Genomic DNA, 17,112 nt, shown 5'->3' with positions numbered 1-17,112 from the left:
CGCCCCCCCCCCACCCTCCCCTCGCACTATTTAATCTTTATTACCTGACGCTTGTGTTTCTTGGCCGCCGGGCGCGCCCGCGGCCCCGCCCGCCCCGCCCCCCCCTCCTGGCGGTCCGGGGCGCTGTGCAGCTGAAGGCGCGGGATCGGTGACACCCGAGCAGACTCAGAAGTCGTCCGCGCCGTTGCGGAGTTCGGGAGTCCAGTAGCCGGTGAGGGCCTTCGCCGGGTCGACGGCGATGCCCTCGCTTCCGGGCGCGGCGACGGTGATGACCGTGGAGTCGCCCTCCAGCATGACGGCGAACGCCGACACGGGTTCGTTGGTCTCGTCGACCCCGCCGTCCGACAGCTTCACCAGGGCGTAGGCCGGGGCGCCGGCCGTCAGTACGACCGGTGTGGCCGGCTTGCTCTTGGCGACGGCCGCAACGTCCTGCTTGTGGCTCTCCAGGAACTGGATGTGCGGGAAGCCCGTGAGCCGGCAGGAGTGCCGGGTGGTGTTCGTCGCGGTCAGGACGACATGGGTGTAGGGCGGACCGTCCTGCTTGGCGGCGGTGACGCGTACATCCCCTGCCGCGCACACCGGCGTGGAGGCGGCCGCCTGCTTGCCGGTCGTGCCGGCGGAACCCGCGGAGGTGCCGGTGGAGCCCGCCGATGCCTTCGATCCCGCCGAGCCGGTCGCATCCGTCACGTCGGACGTTTCGGTGGCCGCCGGGGACGACGCCGTTGGGGCCGAAGAGGCCGCCTTGGAGGACGACTTGGTGCCCGATCCGTCCTGGCAGGCGGTGAGGGACAGGGCGAGAGCCGTGCCCGTGACGGCGAGCAGCATGGAGCGGTGACGTGAGGCGTTCATGAAAGGTTCCCCGTGAGTGGTGAGGGGCCGCGGCTCGGTGCCGTCGGCCGGTGTCGGTCGGTCTGCCGGTGGTGCTTCTCGACGGTCAGTTGCCCTTGCCCGGCCGGTAGTCGGAGGGCAGGGTGTGGACGAACTCGCGCGGATCGGCGTGCGCGGCCTCCAGCAGTTCCGGGACGCTGTGATAGCCCAGCGCGTACAGGTTCCGGCTCGGGTCCCAGGTGTTGTAGGCGTACATGGCGTTGCGCTTGATCGTCATGTGGGAGCCGGGGATGGTCAGCACGTAGGCCGCGCCGTCAGCGCGCTCCTCCCGGGGATGCTGGTAGGCGTAGACGTGGTTGAAGCGCACGTCGGAGATGGTGCCGTCGTTCATCAGCCGGTAGGCCACATCGCTGCACGCCTTGTGCGTCTCGGTGTGCTCGAGCCAGCCGGCGGTGAACTTGTGCGAGGCTCCGGGATACTGGGCGGCGAGCGCCCTGACCTTCGCTTCGATCCGGTCGACGAGCCGGTTGTAGGCGGAGGTGCTGGAGAACCCGTCGTCCGCCACCTTGAAGTTGATGACCTTGTCCACGCCCAGCGCCTTCGCGGAGGCCATGAACTCGGCGGTCCGGGCGGCGACGACCTTGGTGGTCCCGTCGGTCGGCCAGGACAGGTTGTGCCGGCCGCCCGCGGCACACGGATGCGGGCTGGACCACTGGGTCAGGGGGCACGGGTCGGTGTTCATGCGCACGGCCAGATCGGGATTGCGGCCGTCGCTCACCAGGACGAGGTAGACGGGCCGGCCCGCCGCCTTGTGCTCCAGGATCGACCCGGCCAGGCCGATCGCGTCGTCGTCCTGGTGCGGGGCGTAGAAGATGGCGGGCTTGGCGGCGGCCGACGCCGTGGGGGCACGGCCCGCCTGGTACGCCACCGCGGCCGCGGTCAGCGCACCGGCGGTCAGGACGCTCCGCCGGGACAACCCGGCGGTGTGCTCATCGCTGCTGTTCATGTGAGAGGTCCCCGTTCGTTCTACTGCGTGGATGCGACGCTCTGTCGAGCAGCGGGTGGTCGGTGCCGCTGCCGCACCCGGCTCCGTCCCCGGCGACCGTCCGCCGAGGGCGTGTCGACCGGAGTGCGTATGCCTGGAGGGCGTCCCGCGTCTGCCTTCAGTCGATCATCTGCGGTGTTCGGTGCCCAGGCGGTTCTCCCGGCAGAAGCACCGCGGGCCCTACTTCTGCCGGGCTGCCCGCAGCCGAAGAGGTCGCGATGACCGGGGACACCGGCGGTGCGCGACGGCACGTCCATCGCTCGGCCGCGGCCCGGATTTGTGCCGAGCCGACGGGAGGCGGCTCTGACAAGATGACGCGATGGCCCGCCCTCCACACGCGGGCGGGCCACGTTGCGACAGGACATCAACCACCAGGGGGAGCGCGGATGAAGGTGGGCTCGGTGCTTGGCGGCATAGGCCGGGTGGCGGCCGGGGTGGGCCGGCTCGTGTGGGAGGTGATGACCGCACCGACCACGGGTACGGAGGATGACGCCCGGGACGAGATCGGCAGGCTCGCGCAGAAGATCGAAGCGGAAGTCCCGGAGGAGTTGCGGGAGCGGGCCTGGGGTCTGGTCCTGAACGCGCTGCACGAGGTCCCCCAGGACATCGAGCAGTTGGTGGAGGAACACCGGAGGCTGGACGGCGACGAGGCCGAAGAGCCGCCAACCAAGCGGTGATGGCGGCCACGGTCCACGTGATCCCGCCCCAGGCTGCGTCCGGGGAGGGTCGGCAATCCCGGTCTGTGGGGGCGTAGTTGCCGCCGCCGGGCTGGGACACTGAGGGAGACCTGATCGGTCGTGGTGAGGGGGACGGCATGGCCGACGACGTGATGACGGCATGGATCGCTGCGGGCGCCGCGGTGGCCGGCGCGCTCTCGGGCGGGGTGGTGACCGGCTGGTTCACCCTGGCATCGGCCCGCAGACAGGCACAGGGCACTGTCGACGCGGCCGCCCGCCAGGCGGACGCGGCATGGGCGGCCGGCCAGCGCCAGGCGGACGCGGCCTGGGAGGCCGGGCGCCGTCAGGCGGATGCCGCCTGGGAGGCCGGGCGTCTGCAAGCCGACGCGCAGCTCGACGTCGCGAGCCGGACCCTGGCCGCGCAGGCCCTGGCAGTCCAGCGTGAGGTCCGCCGAGCCGCCTATGCCGCATTCCTCGCCGCCACCGACACCGCCCACCAGCACCGTGAGCGGTGGCAGCAGGCGCTGGGCACCCCCCAGGCCACGGCCTGCCGCGACCGCTACCAAGCGGCTCTGCCGCCCGTCACCGAGGCACTCAACCTCGTACGCCTCGAAGGCCCCGACACGGTCATCCTGGCTGCCGAGGCCCTGGAACAAGCGCTCGACGCGAGCGCCCCGCCCGGTCGGCACGCCGGTGCGCACACCGCCTTTCTCGCCGCGGCCCGCACCGCCCTCACCGTCGCACCCTGAGCCGCCTCGCCCCGGGGGTGCACGGACCGGCCGGACATCATGCTCGGACGACGGGCCCGCGGCGCATGTGTGGCCTGCCCGTGATCTCTGATGGTGCGATTGAGATCTGCCCTGGAGCCGTAAGCCCCGACTGAGGCCCAAGCACCAGGAGGACGATCCACCTTGCCGATCGGTAGGGTCGGAGAGCGGAGGCGATGGGATGTTGCAGGTTCTGTACAGCGGGGAGACCAGAGAGCTCGCGCTCTCCGGGGCGCGTCCAGAGCTCCTGGCGCTCGCACACCTGATGCGAGGGAAGGCCGGACGCTGTGATCTCTCCGCGAACCGGCACCCCTTTCCCTACGAAAGGTCGTTGTCCGAGATCGCGTTCCGGGAGGACCCGGAGAGCGACACCGCCTCGATCGTCGCGGAGGAGGAGATCCTGAGGATCCAGGGAGGGCGGAAAGCCCTCGACCTCCTCGCCGACAACCTTGAGGGGTTCGCCTCCGAGGCGGACGCGAGCGATCATTGGCACGTCGACTCCCCGACGTACGACTACATCGCGCCGGAGTCGGACCCGCTGGTGATCGCGTTCATGAAGTGAGCGGAGAGAGCGAGGGTGGGATGATCCTGTCCTCTCCGGTGCGCCTGGCGACGCCACGCCTACCGGATCGCCGGTGACCGACGAGGAAGACGAAGGATCGATGACGCTGAACGTGGGCCAACGGGTGCGGCTGGCGGCGGACCTCCGGTTGGCCGGGCCGGTGACCCCGGCCGGGGAACCCCCGGAGGAGACGGGCGCCTTCACCGCCTCCGTGGCCCTGGCCGCAGGCATCGAGGGCACCGTCGAGCGGGTGGACGAGCACGACCGGCAGCAGCGCCACGAGGTCCGTGAGTACCTGCGCCTCAAGTCGCTCCTGGACGACTTCGGCCACCAGATGCCGCCGGAGAGCAGAAAGCAACTGGAGGAGCAGGTGGAGGCCCTGGAAGAGCACTGGGCCGCCTACCAGCGACGGAAGCTCCGCGTCACGGTCCGCGTCCGGCTCGACAACGGATTCGTCCTCGACGACGCCCCCGAGGAGGCTTTCGCCTCCGCCTGACCAGGTGCCGCGGCCGGTTCGACGCGGGGACACGCAGAGGCCGTCGCCGTACGTCGCTCTGCCGGCTCGCAGGCACCGGCCTGCTTTCCGGGCGCGGTCCTGGTCCGGCCGGCCGGCATCAGCTTGTGCCGGCCGGGCTGAGAGCGACGTAGGCGGTGATGCGCTTGCCGGCAGAGGTCGCCTCGATGGTGACCTTCTGGGCGAGCGCGGCAACGATTTCCATGCCGTGCTGGCCGACCCGTGTGGGGTTCGGGGTCTTCGTGGTCGGCAGCACGGGATTGCTGTCCCACAGTTCGACGTGCAGGACGTCGCCCACCATCCGCAAACGCAGGAGGGTGGGGCCTGGGGCGTACTTGCGGGCGTTGGTGACCAGCTCACTGACGATCAGCTGGACGATCTGAACCGTGGCTGTCACCACCGGTACGCCGTGTGCGGTCCGCATCTTCTCCAGGAAGGCGGCCGCGAGGTGGCGGGCCTGCGCGATGGGGGAGCCGTCGCCGTCCAGCGCGAGCGAGGTTTCCTTCACCGAAGGCGCGCCCTGCTGCCCGGCGCCGTTGTTGTCCAGCGGTTGATCCATTTTCGCCCGCTTCCGTGTCCCTCGTCGGGTACCCGTTGGACCGTGCGATATCTCCGGCTCAGGAGGCTACCTGGGGCACGGCCGGGCAAGGCGTCCTCCCACCCGACTTCATGGACTCCGGCATCATCAGCGTTCCGGCCGCGGCTCACCGCGATGCCGACGCCGCGGGCGGCCGGCTCAGGGGCGTCCTCAGCTCCTGCTGTCGGAGACTGGTCCGGTGAGGATGCCGTCAGGGCAGGGCAGCCGGCCTTCCGCGTACGCCGTGCTCAGTCGCTGGTGAGCATGCCTGTCCGGAGTGTGGCGATGGTGCGGGAGAGCAGGCGGGAGACGTGCATCTGGGAGATGCCGAGGTGTTCGCCGATCTGGGCCTGGGTGCATTCGTCGACGAAGCGCATGTGGATGATGAGCCGTTCCCGGTCGTCGAGCCGGGCGATCAGCGGGGCGAGGGCGTTGAAGTCCTCGACGAGTTGCAGGGCGCCGTCCTCGGCGCCGATGAAGTCGGCGAGCGCGGCCTCGTCGTCGTTGTTCGAGCTGATGGTGGCGTCGAGCGAGGCGGACTTGTAGCCGTTGGAGGCGATCCGTGCTTCGTTGACCTCCTCCTCGCTCAGACCCATCAGCTGGGACAGTTCTTTGACGGTGGGGGTGCGGCCGAGCCGGCTGCGGAGTTCCTCGGTGGCCCTGGCGAGGTGGATACGGGCTTCCTGGAGACGCCGCGGGACGTGAACGGCCCAGGAGGTGTCTCGGAAGAAGCGCTTGATCTCGCCGACGATGTAAGGGATGGCGAAGGAGGTGAACTCGACTTCGCGGGTGAGGTCGAACCGGTCGATGGCTTTGATGAGCCCGATGGTGCCGACCTGGACGACGTCCTCCAGCTCGTCCCGGCCGCGGCTGCGGAATCGAGCGGCGGCGAAGCGGACGAGGCTGGTGTTCATCTCGATGAGGGTGTTGCGTGCGTACTGGTACTCGGGTGTGCCCTCTTCGAGGACGGCGAGCTGGTCGAAGAACAGCTTGGACAGCTGCCGGGCGTCTTTGGGGGTGACCCGCGACGGGTCGGTGATCTCCGGCAGCGCCACGGCCGCTGTCTGTGTCTTCGTCGCCTCGGTCACCGTCATGTCAGGCCCCTTCGCAGTTCCAGCTCCGTGCCGCCGGCTGCTGGAGGCCGACAGGACCCGCATGCCCCCGACGGGGACGGTCATACCCGGCGATTCGAACGAACCTCCAAAAAAAGCACGCTTCTGAGCGTTCGCTGTCTGTGGGCCCCTCAGCACGACGTGTGCGGCGGCCCCTTGCCGGTCGGGTGCCCCCGGCGGAATGACGGCCAAGTCAGTACCCCTCCTTTCGCCGGCTAAGCCGGGGTTGTCGGGAGCCGGATATCACGGTCCTGGACCGGCCGGCAGATCACTCTGATGGCCTAGTGTTCCGGGCAGGCCGCCCGGCCTCCTGAAGAAGGATGTGCCCTATGGCTGGTGACGGTGTTTCAGATCGCCTGGTTGGTCTGCTGTCGGTTCGAGGCGAAGATCTCGGCGGCGACTGGGCGGACAGGGTGACCAGTTCCCTGGGCGGCCGGATCAGTCGCGCCGAGGTCCAGCGAGAGCTTCAGGAGATCTATACGGCGCTGGTGGCCGCGCTCGAAAGCGGCAGTCTGGACGGGCGCGGGGAGGCGTTCGGCGAGGTCCGTGCCCTGCTGACCGAACTGTCACGCAGCCGCGCCCACCAGGGCTTCGCTCCCACCGAGACCGCGGTGAGCGTGTTCGCGCTCAAGGAGGTCCTGGAGCCGGTCCTGTGCGGTGAGGACAGTGACCTGCAGGCGTACCTGAAGTTCGCCGCGCTGCTGGACACGCTGGGCCTGTTCACGATCGAGGTCTACACGCGGACCCGTGAGGAGCTGATATCGGCGCAGGCCGAGCAGTTGCTGGAGCTGTCCACGCCGGTCGTGAAGCTGTGGGACGGGGTGATCGGTGTTCCGCTGGTCGGCACCCTGGACTCGGCACGCACGATGGTGGTGATGGAGAAGATGCTCCAGGCGCTCATCGATACGGGTTCCGAGCAGGCCATCATCGACATCACCGGTGTGCCGGCGGTGGACACCGAGGTCGCCCAGCACCTGCTGAAGACCGTGGTGGCGGCCCGCCTCATGGGCGCTGAATGCACCATCTCCGGCATCCGCCCGCAGATCGCGCAGACCATCGTCGCGCTGGGCATCAACTTCGGTGACATCGTCACCAAGGCCACCCTGGCCGACGCGCTGCGGCACGCTTTGCGCCGCTCCGGTGTCTCGTTCTCCCGTACGGCGCCGCAGGTCGGTGCCCGGTGACCGAGCGGGTTCCGGTCCTGCGGATCGGGCAGGTGCTGCTGGTGTCGATCCAGACGGATCTGGACGACCAGTCGGTGATGCTGCTTCAGGACGACCTGGCGGCCAAGGTCGTCGAGACGGGTGCCCACGGGGTCGTCATCGACATCACCGCGGTGGACATCGTGGACTCCTTCGTGGGCCGGATGCTGTCGACCATCGCCTCCATCTCGCGTCTGCTGGACGCGCAGACCGTCGTGGTGGGCATGCGTCCGGCCGTCGCCATCACCCTGGTCGAACTGGGGCTCTCGCTGGGCGGCGTGCGGACCGCGCTGTCCCTGGACAAGGGCCTGCGTGTGCTGGAACAGGCCCGCGCCACGGCCCACGGGGAGTCCGAGCCCGACGATCCGGCCGGCTCCGGTGCCGGTGGCGTCGTGCCGGATGCTGCGGCAGGCCTGTGAACGGCACCTCCAGCGGAGCACAGACGCTGGAGATCACCGCCAACGCGGGGGTGGTACAGGCACGCCAACTGGTACGCACTCTGGCGCAGGAGTGCCGCTTCTCCCTGGTCGAGCAGACGAAACTGATCACCGCCGCGAGTGAGCTGGCCCGCAACACCCTCATCCACGGAGGGGGCGGCACCATGACGGCCGGCGTGGTGGAGGAACGCGGCCGACGCGGCGTGCGCCTGGCCTTCACCGACCGGGGGCCCGGCATCGCGGACGTGGACCTGGCGCTGACCGACGGCTGGACCTCCGGCGGCGGCATGGGCCTGGGACTGTCCGGCTCCAAACGGCTCGTCGACGACTTCGCCCTCAAGACCGCCCCAGGACAGGGAACCACCGTGACCATCACCAAGTGGAAGCGATGATGGCCACCGGCGCTCCCTCGTTGTGGGACTGCGAGGAGGTGGCCTGGTTCCGTGACCAGCCGGAAGCCGCCCGCGGCGCCGCCGCCGCTCTCGGGCGGCGTATCGGTCTGGGTGAGCAGCGCAGTTCCCAGCTCGTGCTCGCGGTGGCCGAACTGGCGGGCAACATGGCCAAGCACGCGGTCGACGGCTCCCTGCTCCTGCGTGTCCTGCGCAACCAGGAAACGGCCGGTGTGGAGGTAGTGGCCGTGGACAACGGGCCGGGGATGGTGGATGTGCAGGCGGCGCTGCGGGACGGCATGTCGACGACCGGCACCCTGGGCATCGGCCTGGGCGCGGTCCAGCGCCTGGCCGACTCCTTCCATATCCACTCCCAGCCCGGTGTCGGCACCGTGCAGGTCGCCCGGTTCTGGCCGCGCCCCGCACACCCCTCGGTGGCGGGGGAGCCGGTCGTGGGAGGTATCACCCGGCCGATCGGCGGTGAGCTGGTCTGCGGCGACGCCTGGGCCGCCCGCACGGACACCGGCGAGCAGCCACGTGCGGCGCACACCGAGAAGGCCACAAGCCCTTCTCCGTCCGGCGCCGTCAACTGGTCCGTACTGACCGGCACCAGCCGGCCCGCACCTCAGACCCCCATGGCTGCGCCACCGCAATCCTTCGCGCACCCCGGACGCATCGGCCGTCCGGCGGCGGTGCGCGCAGCCGTCGCCGGGCCGGGCACCGGCGTGCTGATCATGTCCTGTGACGGGCTGGGCCACGGCCCGATGGCCGCCAGGGCCGCGCAGGCGGCCGTCCACGCCTTCAGGACAGGCACGGCCCGCACCCCGGAGCAGGCGATGGAACAGGTGCACCGTGCCTTGCGCGGAACACGCGGCGCGGCGGTGGCCATCGCCCGCCTGGAGCCGGACGGCAGGCTGCTGTTCTGCGGCGTCGGGAACATCACCGCCGCTCTGGTCACCAGCACCGGCCGCAGCATGCTGCTGTCCCACCCGGGCATCACAGGCCATCAGATGCATCAACTGCGCACCTACGAACACCACTTGCCCGCCCACGCGATCCTGGTGATGCACTCCGACGGCCTCAGCGAGCGCTGGACCCACAACGACCTGACGGGCTTTCTCCACCATCCGCCCGCTCTGATCGCCGCCGCGCTGCTGCGACAGGCAGGAACCCGCCGCGATGACGCCAGCGCGGTGATCGCCAAGGCCGCCCGGTGAACGTACCCGCCCCCCGCACCCACCACCACACCGCCGGCGTCAGCGCCCTGCTGGTGGTGTCCCTCAGCACCGAGCACGACATCTTCGCCCTGCGCCGCCGCGCCAAGACCATCGCCTCGGCCGTGTGCCTGGACGACCGGGAGCAGGTACGCCTGGCGACCGCGGTGAGCGAACTGGGACGCGATCTGCTGCGCCCTTCCGCGATGACCGCCGTGTTCAGCCTGCAGCAGGAGCCGGCCGCGCTCCGCACGCTCCTGCAGTGGCGCGACGACCGAGCCCCCAGCGGCGAGTCGCTGACCGCGGTCACCCGTCTGCTGCCACAGACCCGCTACGAGGGGAGCCCGGACCGGACGGGCGGCCAGATAGAGATCGTCTGTCTCATTCCGGAGGTCGCGGCCCGGGATGTGAAGGTGGACCAGGTCCTGCCCCTCCTGGAATCGGACGGTCCCGCGAGTGCGATCGACGACCTGCAGGCGCAGTCCCGGGACTTGATCAACGCCCTCCAGGAAGCCCACGCCCAGCGTGATGAACTGGAACGGCTGAACGAGGAGCTGACCGAGACCAACGCCGGTGTGATGGCCCTCTACGCGGAGCTCACCGTCGAGCACAAGGACGTCGTGGAGCGCTTCGGGCAGGAACACGAACTCGCCCTGGCCCTGCAGCGGACCTTCCTGCCCAAGAGCCTGCCCAGGACTCCCGGGGCCGAGCTTGCCGTGCGCTACCTTCCCGCCGCGACCACGACCGAGATCGGCGGAGACTTCTACGAAGCCGTGCTCACGCAACGGGGCCTGCTTCTCGCCGTCGGCGACGTCGTCGGCCACTCACTTCAGGCGGCCATGGTCATGGGCGAACTCCGCCACGCCCTACGCGCCTACGCGGCCCAGAACCACCCCCCGCACATCCTGCTCCAGCACCTGGACCACCTGCTGGGCCTGCATCAGCCCGGATGGTCCGCCACTGTCTGCATCGTGCTGGTCGACCCCGGCAACACCCGCCTGCAGGTCGCCAACGCCGGCCACCTGCCGCCCCTGCTGCTGACGCCCGGCAGCGCGCCCCGCTACCTGAGGGAGCACGGCCCGCTCCTGGGCCTGGGCCTGCCGCAGCCCGAGGCCGTCAGCCATCCCGTCGAACCGGGCAGCCGGCTCATCATGATCACCGATGGGCTCATCGAGACCCGCGACAGTGACCTGCATGACCGCATGGAGTTGATGAGCACCACGGTGGCGGACGGCTCCGCGGATCCGGAGGCGTTGTGCACCAAGCTGGTAGAGACGTTCGGAACGGAAGCCGAAGACGACATCATCGTCTTCGCGGCCCGCTTCCATCCGCCCGAACCCCAGGAGAAGACGGGACCTGCCGGTCAAGGGGCGTCCTGAGGGCGCCGGTCCGGCCTGGCCGGTGCTGCACGAGAAACGGGCGGGTGAACGGAATCCTCCGTCCACCCGCCCGCCTGCCGTGCCGGCGCCGTGAGGTCAGATCGTGCGCAGGCCGGTGTAGTAGCCGCCGACCCGCTCGTGATAGTCGGCGTCGCCGGCGTGCTTGTCCTTCTCGAACTCGGGGGAGTCCTTGATCTGGTCCTTGGTGAGCGCGACGTAGACCTTCCGCTCGGCCTGGTCGACCGACTGCACGGTGCCGGCCGGGAGCAGAACGTGCTTGCCGAAGATCCATACGCCGGTGTCGACGACGAGGTACGAGGAGTCGACCTCGTCCGAGTGCTTGTCGACCTTCCCGATACTCCCGTCGGCGGCCTCGACCTTGTAGCCGATCAGGTCCGCGCCCGCGGTGTAGCCCGTGGTCGGCTGGTAGCCCCAGATGCTGTCGCTCATAAAAAACGCTCCCTCATCGAATTCACTGCATTGCCGCAGTAGAACGGTGAAACCGTTGAGGCGTCACCGAATTTGATGGTGCCTCGAAAGTCGAGTGCCCAGGAATTCTTCCCTCACGCTGAAAGTTTCGCCCGGCATTGACAGAGAGACCGAAAACGGGTGGGTCCCGGCGCCGCGGCGCCGGGACCCACCCGTCGAAATACGCTGCTCAGACCGCCTGCCAGCGGTACCAGCGGCCTCGGCTGCCACCACGTGCGCCGGGACGGATGACGAATCCGAGAGCCCAGACGATCAGCACGACGATGGCGGCCCGCCACAGGGCCTTCAGCGCGAAACCCGGAATCTGAGGCGGCACGAGAGCCACGCTATTTCGGCATCGAACCGTCCGCCGTAACTCACCGGTTGTCCCAGTCGAGGCGCAGTACGGCGAGGTCGTCGGTGTGACGGCCGGCATTCAATGCCTGGGTCTCCTTGATGAGGCCGTCGACGTGGGTGGCCGGGTCTGTCGGCGGCAGGTCGCGGATCAGTTCGAGGAGTCCTTCGACGCCGAGCCGCTCGGAGCTGGAGCCGTTGTGTCCTTCGGTGAGGCCGTCGGTGTAGAGGGTCAGGGCGCCGGCGGCCGGTAGCGGGACCACCGTGGCAGGCCAGGTACCGAGCTTCGGGGCGATTCCCAGGGCCATTCCGTGAGCGGCGATCAGTTCCCGGGTGCCTTCGGTGGTGGTGAGGAGGGGCTCGTGGTGGCCGGCCAGGTGGAGGGTGGCGGTGGCGGCCCTCCGGTCGAGGGTGAGCAGGGTGCAGGTGGCGAACAGGGGCTGGGGGCCGCGTTCGGCGATCAGGATGCGTTCCATGAGGTGCAGGAGGTCGGGGCCGTGATGTCCGCCGAGGACGAGGGAGCGCCAGGCGATGCGGAGGCAGACGCCGACCGCGGCGGCGTCCGAGCCGTGTCCGCTGACGTCGCCGACCACGGCGTGCAGGAGGCCGTCGTCGTTTTCGACGACATCGAGGAAGTCTCCCCCGAGCAGTGCTCTTTCGGCGCCGGGCAGGTAGCGGGTCGTCACCGTGACCGTGGAGGTGCCCAGGATGGGCTGGGGCAGCAGGCCCCGTTCCAGGCGGGCGTTCTCCTCGGCGTGCAGGCGGGCCTTCTGGGCCTCGGCGGTCGCGTGCTCGGTCTGGCTGCGGTAGACGGCGTAGCGGACGGTCCGGCGCAGCAGGTCGGCTTCGACCTTGCCTTTGACGAGGTAGTCCTGGGCACCGGCGGCCATCGCCTCGGCCCCGGCCTGCGTCTCGGACAGGCCGGTGAAGACGATCACGGCGGTGTGCGGGGCGAGTTCCCGGACGGCGGCGATGGTCTCGGTGCCGGACCCGTCGGGCAGGTGAAGGTCCAGGAGGACGCAGTCGATCGCACGGACGGCGAGCTCGGTGCGGGCTTCGGCGAGGGTGGTCCTCGTGGTGAGCTCGAAGCGCAGGCCCGTGTCCTGGAGGAGTTCCTCGACGAGCAGGGCATCCGCCTGGTCGTCCTCGATCAGGAGGATGCGGTAACCCGGTTCTGGCGTGGGTCTGCCAGGGGTGTCGGTGGCGGGCGCGGTCACGGTGCTGGTTCCGTATCGGCGCGGGTCACTTCCGGCATCGTGGAGGGGCCTATCGCTTTGGGGGGTTCGCCGGCGAGGGTGAAGGTGATGCGGGCGCCGTCTCGGTAGTCGGGGTCGACGGAGATGGCGCCACCGTGGAATTCGACGATCTTCTTGCACATGGCCAGGCCGATGCCGCTGCCCTTGTAGGCGTCCTTGGTGTGGAGCCGCTGGAAGATCACGAAGACTTTCTCGGCGTATTCGGGGGCGATGCCGATGCCGTTGTCGGTGATCGTGAACCGCCACAGCGGGTCTTCCCGCGCGGCGGTGATGTGGATCTCGGGGGAGTGGTCGGGCCGGTGGAATTTGATGGCGTTGCCGATCAGGTTCTGCCAGAGCATGCCCATCTGGGTGGGATCGGCGACCAGTGGCGGCAGCGGGTCGTGCGTGATCGAGGCGCCGGTCTCCTCGATGCTCACGCTGAGGGAGGACAGGGTTCGCTCCAGCACCGAGCCGAGGTCGACACTCTGGAGTTCGTGGTGGACGCGGCCCACGCGGGAGAAGTCGAGGAGGTCGTTGATGAGGGTCTGCATCCGGTTCGCGCCGTCGACCGCGTAGTCGATGTACTGGTCGGCCCGGGCGTCGAGCTGTCCGCCGTATCGCCGCTGCAGGAGCTGGGTGAAGCTGGAGACCTTGCGCAGCGGCTCCTGGAGGTCATGGGAGGCCACGTACGCGAACTGCTCCAGCTCGGCGTTCGAGCGCTGCAGGTTGGCGGCTTGCGCGTCGAGACGAAGGCGTGCCTCTTCGGTGAACGCCAGCTCGCGTACGAGGCGCCGGCGCATGAAGTCGATCTCGCCGCTGAGCAGACGCAGGTCCGCGGGCCCGGTGAGGGTGATCGGGCGGTCGAAGTCGCCGTCGGCGACGGCGCGGGCGTCCGCGCCGAGCTGGTCCAGGGGGACGGTGATGCCGCGGCGCAGCCCCTCGAAGACCGCCACCGTGAGGGCGGCGATGACGACCGCGATCGCGGTGAACAGCCAATTCCGCAGCACCATCGTGGCATCGAGGTCTTCCACCGCCTGCGCCCGCTCCGTCCGCAGCCGCTCCTGCTGACCGCTCAGGGCGACGCGGAGTGCGTCGAAGGCCTTCTTGCCCGCCGCGGCCCGTTCGGCAGCCACCGGAGAGGGTGTTCCGGCGGGGGAGGCGGCGATGGGTCGGGCGATCCTCGTCTGCCAGGTGTCCGCCGCGTCCTGCACGTTTCTCAGGTCCTTCAGGGCGGCCGCGTCACCGTGGAGGAGTTCCTTCAGGCGTGCCGTGTAGGTTGCCTGGTCGGTGAGCCCCTGCTGGTAGGGGGCGAGGAAGCCGGGGGCGCCGGTGACGCCGTAGCCGCGAATACCGGTCTCCTGGTTCAGCAGCGCCGACTCCAGGCGAAACGATGTACTCAGAGCGGGAGACTTCACGTTCACGAGGTTCTCGCTGATCGATTCCGTCCGCGCCAGCACCCACGCTCCCGTCCCCGCGAGGAGGGTGAGAACCGTCAGCGCGACGGCCGCCCCGACGCGCAGCCACCGGCGGGTCGTCCAGGTGGAAGACTCCCGCGTACGCGCTCTCGTATTCCCGCTCATGCCGTGTACCCCTCCACTGTGATGGCCGCCTGCAACATACGGGGCAGCGGCCACTGTAGAGGGCCTTCGACAACGACGGTTGTCGCGGGGGTCGGCTCGAGACTAAGGTGCCGCATATGCCTGGCAAGAATTTCGTTTTGCGAACCACCCCCGAGGAGACGGCGGTTGTCGCGGACGCCGCGGTGGGCCGGCTCGTGAGGCGCCTTGCTCTGCATCTACTGGAAGAAGACCCGTCCACGACGGAGGGGGATTCGGCGCGAGCCCTGGCCCTGCTCTACATGCTGGACCAGCTCCAGCAGGCGGCCGAGCGCCTCCAGCGGGAGGCGGCTGAGTCCGCCGCCCGCGCGGGAGCCGGATACCCGCAGATCGGTGCCGCCTGCGGCATGACCCGCCAGGGCGCCCGGCGTCGCTGGCCCGGGCTCTTCCACCACTCCCACGAAGCACCTATGGAGCATCCGATGATGACCACCCCCGCTCGGCCCTTCGACGTTCTTCTCGTCGAAGACGACATGGCCGATGCCCTGCTCATCGAGGAAGCCCTCTCCGAGCGCGGCGCCCGCAACCTGGTCCAGGTCACCGACGGAGTCGCCGCCCTGGAGCACCTGCGCGCGCCCGCCAGTGTGCGCCCGGACCTGATCGTCCTGGATCTGAACATGCCCCGGATGAACGGACGCGACCTCCTTCGCATCCTCAAGACGGATGAGGACCTCCAGACCATCCCCGTGGTCGTGCTCACCACGTCCACCGCTCCCGACGACGTCGCCGGCGCGTACAGCAGCCACGCGAACGCCTACGTGACCAAGCCGGTCAACCTGGCGGAGTTCGAGCAGGCCGTCCAGAGCATCGACGCCTTCTACCTCGACACCGCCACCCGTCCGCCCCGCACCTGACCGCCGCTGTCCACGCCCCACTCACCTCCGCACGGCTCGTACGAAGCGTTCGTGGTCCGCTCCCGCCGGCGCCCTTGGTGGCACCGGCGGGAGAGGGCTGTGCGGACGTCAGTGACAGGACGCGGAACACTCGGGAAGTCTCGCCTCGCCGCGTCGTTCATGGCGAGGGTGCCGTGTACGCCTGCGCGGCGGCGGTGGCGCCTGGCATGGGTTCCGGGCTGGCGCGCGGGTGTTCAGTCGGTGGTGAGCATGCCTTGGCGGAGTTTGGCGAGGGTGCGGTTGAGGAGCCGGGAGACGTGCATCTGGGAGACGCCGAGGTGTTCGCCGATCTGGGCCTGGGTGAGTTCGTCGACGAACCGCATGTGGATGATGCGCCGTTCGCGGTCGTCGAGCTCGGCGATGAGGGGGGCGAGGGCGTTGAAGTCCTCGACGAGTTCGAGAGCCAGGTCGTCGGTGCCGATGAAGTCGGCCAGTGCGGCTTCGCCGTCACTGTTCGAGCTGATGGTGGCGTCGAGGGAGGAGGAGGTGTAGCCGTTGGAGGCGAGGCGTGCTTCGTTGACCTCGTCCTCGGTGAGGACCATCAGCTGGGCGAGTTCCTTGACGGTGGGGGTGCGGCCGAGCCGGCCGCGGAGCTCCTCGGTGGCCTTGGCGAGCGCCACGCGTGCTTCCTGCAGACGGCGCGGAACGTGCACGGCCCACGTGGTGTCGCGGAAGAAGCGCTTGATCTCGCCGACGATGTAGGGGACGGCGAAGGAGGTGAACTCGACTTCGCGGGTGAGCTCGAAGCGGTCGATGGCCTTGATGAGGCCGATGGTGCCGACCTGGACGATGTCCTCCATCTCGTCCTGGCCGCGGCTGCGGAATCGCGCGGCGGCGAATCGGACCAGGGTGAGATTCATTTCGATGAGGGTGTTGCGCGCGTACTGGTACTCCGGCGTGCCCTCTTCGAGGACGGCGAGCCGGTCGAAGAACAGCTTCGACAGCATGCGGGCGTCCTTGGGAGCCACCCGCGAGGGGTCTGCGATCTCGGGCAGCAGCACCGTCTGCTCGGTGGTCACCTCGGTCACGGTCATGTCGGGCCCCTCCCCATGGTCCAGCCCCCGTGCAGTCGGCCGCTGGAACCGACAACACAGCGCCTACCCGCGGTCAGGGGATGCACACCGGGCTACGTCGGGCGAATTGGTCTGCGCTGTTCACGGCCTCTCGTGAAATACCGGCGAGATGGTCTGACTTGCGACGCTGCTGAGCTTCGCAGGGGAAGATCGGGGATTCCTGGAGAGAGATCGACACGGTCGCGCGCGCGGACCGGCTCGGGGAGCCCGCCCTGCTGGACCGCCACCCGGCGCCCGCGTCAGCCCGGGAAGAGGCGCCGCTCAGCTCAGTTCGCCGGGTGGCCCGGGGTGATGTCATGGGTGTCGTTCAGCGTCAGCAGGGGGGTGCGGCTGTCCGCGAGATTTTCCGCCGCCTCCGGAGCGAGCAGGAAACCGACGTGGTCGCCGCCGTCGATCCGGTTCTCCACGCGGCCGACGAACCAGGCGGGGGACTCGTCCAGGATCAGTGATCCGCCGGGTCCCGGGTGCCAGGGGACGTCGGTGAACTTGTCCGTACGGTCGCCGGTCTCGCCGCCGAAGAGCCGGGCCAGCCGGTGCTGGTCGCGGCGGAGCAGATGGACCGCGAGCCGTTCGGCGTGCTCGGCCACCCGGTACGTCCGGTTGGCTTTGGACAGCCAGACCATGAACCGGGCGGGCTGAATCGAGCACTGCGAGGCGAATCCGACCAGGCAGGCGGCTCTTTCCCCGTCGGCCTCCGCGGTCACGACGTACATCGGGTAGTCGAGCAGGTCGGTGAAGGGATCGAGTTCGGTCACGGTGGTGGGCTC

20 protein-coding genes are annotated in these 17,112 nt (G+C 69.5%); 10 read left to right on the top strand and 10 right to left on the bottom strand.

The features are described from left to right. Positions 1-165 precede the first annotated feature (165 nt). Both ACF07B_RS10155 and ACF07B_RS10150 read right to left on the bottom strand, forming a co-directional pair. Entirely contained in the window at positions 166-849 is a 684-nt protein-coding gene (locus ACF07B_RS10155) for a DUF4232 domain-containing protein (RefSeq protein ID WP_392178530.1), read from the bottom strand. Between the two features lie 85 nt (positions 850-934). Next, positions 935-1,834 carry a PIG-L deacetylase family protein gene (locus tag ACF07B_RS10150; protein ID WP_392178529.1) on the bottom strand — a complete coding sequence of 300 codons (900 nt, stop codon included), beginning with the start codon at positions 1,832-1,834 and terminating at the stop codon, positions 935-937. 440 nt (positions 1,835-2,274) lie between these two features. Between ACF07B_RS10150 and ACF07B_RS10145 the strand changes: the two genes are divergently transcribed. The 4 genes from ACF07B_RS10145 to ACF07B_RS10130 all read left to right on the top strand — a co-directional run bounded on the left by ACF07B_RS10145 (position 2,275) and on the right by ACF07B_RS10130 (position 4,375). Continuing rightward, positions 2,275-2,550, top strand: a complete 276-nt coding sequence (locus ACF07B_RS10145) for a hypothetical protein (protein ID WP_392178528.1) — start codon at positions 2,275-2,277, stop codon at positions 2,548-2,550. A gap of 137 nt (positions 2,551-2,687) precedes the next feature. Then, the gene (locus tag ACF07B_RS10140) at positions 2,688-3,299 is read left to right on the top strand and encodes a hypothetical protein (protein ID WP_392178527.1); all 612 of its coding nucleotides are present in this window, start codon (positions 2,688-2,690) and stop codon (positions 3,297-3,299) included. 199 nt (positions 3,300-3,498) lie between these two features. Then, positions 3,499-3,879, top strand: a complete 381-nt coding sequence (locus tag ACF07B_RS10135) for a hypothetical protein (RefSeq protein WP_392178526.1) — start codon at positions 3,499-3,501, stop codon at positions 3,877-3,879. 100 nt (positions 3,880-3,979) lie between these two features. Next, positions 3,980-4,375, top strand: a complete 396-nt coding sequence (locus ACF07B_RS10130) for a hypothetical protein (protein ID WP_392178525.1) — start codon at positions 3,980-3,982, stop codon at positions 4,373-4,375. 118 nt (positions 4,376-4,493) lie between these two features. On the opposite strand, the gene ACF07B_RS10125 is transcribed toward ACF07B_RS10130, so the two are convergent. Together ACF07B_RS10125 and ACF07B_RS10120 are read right to left on the bottom strand one after the other, a co-directional pair. Continuing rightward, positions 4,494-4,952 (bottom strand): ATP-binding protein, encoded by a 459-nt coding sequence (locus ACF07B_RS10125; RefSeq protein ID WP_392178524.1) that lies wholly within the window; start codon positions 4,950-4,952, stop codon positions 4,494-4,496. A 266-nt stretch (positions 4,953-5,218) separates the two neighbouring features. Next, positions 5,219-6,064, bottom strand: a complete 846-nt coding sequence (locus tag ACF07B_RS10120; protein ID WP_392178523.1) for an RNA polymerase sigma factor SigF — start codon at positions 6,062-6,064, stop codon at positions 5,219-5,221. 347 nt (positions 6,065-6,411) lie between these two features. Here ACF07B_RS10120 and ACF07B_RS10115 point away from each other — a divergent pair, with 347 nt between their 5' ends. From ACF07B_RS10115 to ACF07B_RS10095, 5 genes are read left to right on the top strand one after another with little or no spacing between them, the layout of a single operon-like run. Further along, a complete protein-coding gene (locus ACF07B_RS10115; RefSeq protein WP_392178522.1) occupies positions 6,412-7,266 on the top strand; it encodes an STAS domain-containing protein in 855 nt (284 codons plus the stop codon). Further along, positions 7,263-7,703: an STAS domain-containing protein gene (locus ACF07B_RS10110; RefSeq protein ID WP_392178521.1), complete on the top strand. Its 441-nt coding sequence runs from the start codon at positions 7,263-7,265 to the stop codon at positions 7,701-7,703. The genes ACF07B_RS10115 and ACF07B_RS10110 overlap by 4 nt, the downstream gene beginning before the upstream one ends. After that, a complete protein-coding gene (locus tag ACF07B_RS10105) occupies positions 7,700-8,113 on the top strand; it encodes an anti-sigma regulatory factor (RefSeq protein ID WP_362397529.1) in 414 nt (137 codons plus the stop codon). Before ACF07B_RS10110 ends, ACF07B_RS10105 begins: the two co-directional genes overlap by 4 nt. Continuing rightward, positions 8,110-9,327 carry an ATP-binding protein gene (locus ACF07B_RS10100; RefSeq protein WP_392178756.1) on the top strand — a complete coding sequence of 406 codons (1,218 nt, stop codon included), beginning with the start codon at positions 8,110-8,112 and terminating at the stop codon, positions 9,325-9,327. Before ACF07B_RS10105 ends, ACF07B_RS10100 begins: the two co-directional genes overlap by 4 nt. Continuing rightward, positions 9,324-10,703, top strand: coding sequence for a PP2C family protein-serine/threonine phosphatase (locus ACF07B_RS10095; RefSeq protein ID WP_392178520.1), 1,380 nt, complete (start codon positions 9,324-9,326; stop codon positions 10,701-10,703). Before ACF07B_RS10100 ends, ACF07B_RS10095 begins: the two co-directional genes overlap by 4 nt. A 96-nt stretch (positions 10,704-10,799) precedes the next feature. Here ACF07B_RS10095 and ACF07B_RS10090 read toward each other — a convergent pair whose 3' ends face one another. The 4 genes from ACF07B_RS10090 to ACF07B_RS10075 form a co-directional block, all read right to left on the bottom strand. Further along, on the bottom strand, positions 10,800-11,153 hold the full coding sequence (locus ACF07B_RS10090; protein ID WP_369479972.1) for a PRC-barrel domain-containing protein: 354 nt from the start codon (positions 11,151-11,153) through the stop codon (positions 10,800-10,802). A 208-nt stretch (positions 11,154-11,361) separates the two neighbouring features. Beyond that, entirely contained in the window at positions 11,362-11,517 is a 156-nt protein-coding gene (locus ACF07B_RS10085; RefSeq protein WP_392178519.1) for a hydrophobic protein, read from the bottom strand. 31 nt (positions 11,518-11,548) lie between these two features. Then, a complete protein-coding gene (locus ACF07B_RS10080) occupies positions 11,549-12,742 on the bottom strand; it encodes a PP2C family protein-serine/threonine phosphatase (protein WP_392178518.1) in 1,194 nt (397 codons plus the stop codon). After that, positions 12,739-14,343, bottom strand: a complete 1,605-nt coding sequence (locus tag ACF07B_RS10075; protein ID WP_392178517.1) for a CHASE3 domain-containing protein — start codon at positions 14,341-14,343, stop codon at positions 12,739-12,741. The genes ACF07B_RS10080 and ACF07B_RS10075 overlap by 4 nt, the downstream gene beginning before the upstream one ends. Before the next feature lie 116 nt (positions 14,344-14,459). On the opposite strand from ACF07B_RS10075, the gene ACF07B_RS10070 reads away from it, so the two are divergent. Further along, positions 14,460-15,233 carry a response regulator gene (locus ACF07B_RS10070; RefSeq protein ID WP_369479968.1) on the top strand — a complete coding sequence of 258 codons (774 nt, stop codon included), beginning with the start codon at positions 14,460-14,462 and terminating at the stop codon, positions 15,231-15,233. A gap of 233 nt (positions 15,234-15,466) precedes the next feature. Here the strand turns inward: ACF07B_RS10070 and ACF07B_RS10065 are convergent, their stop codons facing one another. Both ACF07B_RS10065 and ACF07B_RS10060 read right to left on the bottom strand, forming a co-directional pair. Continuing rightward, positions 15,467-16,306 carry an RNA polymerase sigma factor SigF gene (locus tag ACF07B_RS10065; RefSeq protein WP_392178516.1) on the bottom strand — a complete coding sequence of 280 codons (840 nt, stop codon included), beginning with the start codon at positions 16,304-16,306 and terminating at the stop codon, positions 15,467-15,469. Positions 16,307-16,611: 305 nt separating this feature from the next. Then, positions 16,612-17,100 carry a flavin reductase family protein gene (locus ACF07B_RS10060; RefSeq protein WP_392178515.1) on the bottom strand — a complete coding sequence of 163 codons (489 nt, stop codon included), beginning with the start codon at positions 17,098-17,100 and terminating at the stop codon, positions 16,612-16,614. Positions 17,101-17,112 lie beyond the last annotated feature (12 nt).

It is taken from the genome of Streptomyces sp. NPDC015532 (genome assembly GCF_043078065.1).
Taxonomy (GTDB): domain Bacteria; phylum Actinomycetota; class Actinomycetes; order Streptomycetales; family Streptomycetaceae; genus Streptomyces.
This window is presented reverse-complemented; position numbering and strand designations above follow the sequence as displayed.